Here is a 2,258-nt window from a genome sequence, read left to right on the forward strand (position 1 = left end):
AAGGAAGAGGCTTATCATAGAATTGTTATCCATTTTATTGTATCTTCGTTATCATAGCTGAACTACGTTTAACCCCTAAGTTGTAATGCATTTGAGAAAAACGATGAAGAAAATAATAATCATACTTATTTTGATATTTAACTGTGGATTGATTTTCTCACAATCTGATAGTCTTAAAATGCGACAAATCGAAATAAAGACTGCTAAACTTAACGAACAGTCCAACAAAATACTCGAAAAGAGAAAATTTGAAACTGACAGTATAAGACACGAAGCAAAACTATACGCAAATAAAGTTTACGTGGAAAGTGAATTTCAAAATAGCGGAACTTATCTTGTTTCAGAATTATATTTTGAAAATGGAAAAATTCTCTTCGTAAAAATGGCGGAAAAAAGTCCAGATTTTAAAAACGAAGATGATGCGTGGAAATTTACACAATACTATTATGAAAACGGAATCTTAATTCTCGAAGATTATTATATCCAAATTCCTAGCGTAATGATGTGTGTTGGAATACCAATGGACAAAGACTGGCACGAATTATATGGTTATAACAGAAATCTGACAGATGAGTTTTTAAAACAATTGACAATAACACTAATTGAAAAAACTAAATAAAAAACGCATTACAACAACGGCTATAGTTCATTACGGCTGAAATTCCTAATCGGAATTTCGAGCCTTTTTGCTAAATTTATGGTTACGGCGGAATGATACTCGCGTACCATTCCGTAACGAAACCATAGCCAAAACCGTTACCTGCAAGCTGAAAAAAATGACTGCTAAAGAATTCATCGAAACGTTAGAGATTATCGGACAAGATTATTCGGGAGAAATTCCGAAAAGAGAAATATTTTCTTTAGCCAAAGAATATCAGCAAATTCCAGTAATTGAAGTTGTGAAATTGCTAAAAGATAAAAATGATAATCACAGAATTGGTGCTGTATCAATTTTAGACTGTAAAGCAAGAAATAAGAAAACTTCTAATGAGGAACGAGAAAAGATATACAGAGCGTATATTGATAATCATAAGTGGATAGATAATTGGGGTTTGGTAGATAGAAGTGCACCTTATGTAGTTGGTGGATATTTATATGGTAAAGACACGAAACCATTATACGATTTGGCGAAATCCGAGAATCCAATGGAACGAAGAACAGCAATTGTAAGTACCTACTTTTTTATCCGAAAAAACGAAATAGAAGACACTTTCAAAATTGCTGAAATTCTTGTAAATGACAAAGACGAATATGTCCAAAAAGCTGTGGGAAGTTGGATACGGGAAGCAGGAAAACGGAATGAAGAAAAACTAAAAAAATTCCTTGACAAACACGCAACTGAAATGCCAAGAATAACTCTTCGTTATGCAATTGAAAAATTCGACAAGAAAACAAGAGAATATTTTTTGAATTTAAAGAATACAACGAGTAAGTAATCTATGTTAAAAAGAGATACAATGAATCAGAAAGTAGATTGGTTCTTCGAGAAAGACACAAAATGGCAAAAGGAATATGAAAAGCTTCGAGCTATTGTTTTGGACTGTGGACTAACCGAAGAATTGAAATGGGGAGTTCCTTGTTATACATTTCGGAAAAACAATATTGTTTTAATTCACGGATTTAAAGATTATTGTGCACTTCTATTCCACAAAGGAGTATTGCTAAAAGACACTAATAATATTTTAATTCAACAAACTAAAAATGTTCAATCTGCTCGCCAAATTCGGTTTGCCAATTTGCAAGAAATAAATGATTTAAAACAAGTTATCAAAACCTATATATTTGAGGCAATTGAGGTAGAAAAGGCAGGATTAGAAGTTAAAATGAAAAAGACTTCAGAATTTGAAATGCCAGATGAATTTAAAAAAGCATTAGATAATAATTCCGATTTAAAAACTGCGTTTTACGCTTTAACACCTGGACGTCAAAGAGGTTATCTTCTACATTTTTCGCAAGCCTTACAATCCAAAACACGGGAATCGAGAATTGAAAAGTGTACGGATAAAATTCTCAATGGCATAGGCTTAAACGATAAATACAATAAATGAAAGTGGAAAAGCCAGCAGGTAACACCGTATATAATTTATTGCTAGTCCTAGCCTACTTACGAAAATCCTCGCGGATTTTCTATTTGGTTTGTATTTGCTAAATTAGGTGCTTAAACACGCAACAAACCATATACAACAACGATGGAACACATTCGCCAAAGGCGAACTTTAATTACTTCGTGCTTCGCACTCCCGTCCTTAAAGTAAATG

At 32.8% G+C, this 2,258-nt stretch carries 3 protein-coding genes; all 3 read left to right on the forward strand.

Features of this window, described 5'->3' with window-relative positions; genetic code table 11:
* Window positions 1–178: 178 nt before the first annotated feature.
* The 3 genes from BXY80_RS13835 (at window position 179) to BXY80_RS13845 (ending at window position 2,048) form a co-directional block, all read left to right on the forward strand.
* Window positions 179–619 (forward strand): hypothetical protein, encoded by a 441-nt coding sequence (locus tag BXY80_RS13835; RefSeq protein ID WP_147376147.1) that lies wholly within the window; start codon window positions 179–181, stop codon window positions 617–619.
* Window positions 620–776: 157 nt separating this feature from the next.
* Window positions 777–1,436, forward strand: coding sequence for a DNA alkylation repair protein (locus BXY80_RS13840; protein WP_120202948.1), 660 nt, complete (start codon window positions 777–779; stop codon window positions 1,434–1,436).
* 21 nt (window positions 1,437–1,457) lie between these two features.
* The gene (locus tag BXY80_RS13845; RefSeq protein WP_120202950.1) at window positions 1,458–2,048 is read left to right on the forward strand and encodes a YdeI/OmpD-associated family protein; all 591 of its coding nucleotides are present in this window, start codon (window positions 1,458–1,460) and stop codon (window positions 2,046–2,048) included.
* Window positions 2,049–2,258 lie beyond the last annotated feature (210 nt).

The sequence above is a fragment of the Ichthyenterobacterium magnum genome (genome assembly GCF_003610635.1).
In the GTDB taxonomy this organism is placed as follows: Bacteria; Bacteroidota; Bacteroidia; order Flavobacteriales; family Flavobacteriaceae; genus Ichthyenterobacterium; species Ichthyenterobacterium magnum.

Bases quoted from the DNA above. Each gene is read 5' to 3' on its own strand.
- BXY80_RS13835 (WP_147376147.1), top strand. From the start codon at position 179: ATGCGACAAATCGAAATAAAGACTGCTAAACTTAACGAACAGTCCAAC.
- BXY80_RS13840 (WP_120202948.1), top strand. From the start codon at position 777: ATGACTGCTAAAGAATTCATCGAAACGTTAGAGATTATCGGACAAGAT.
- BXY80_RS13845 (WP_120202950.1), top strand. From the start codon at position 1,458: ATGAATCAGAAAGTAGATTGGTTCTTCGAGAAAGACACAAAATGGCAA.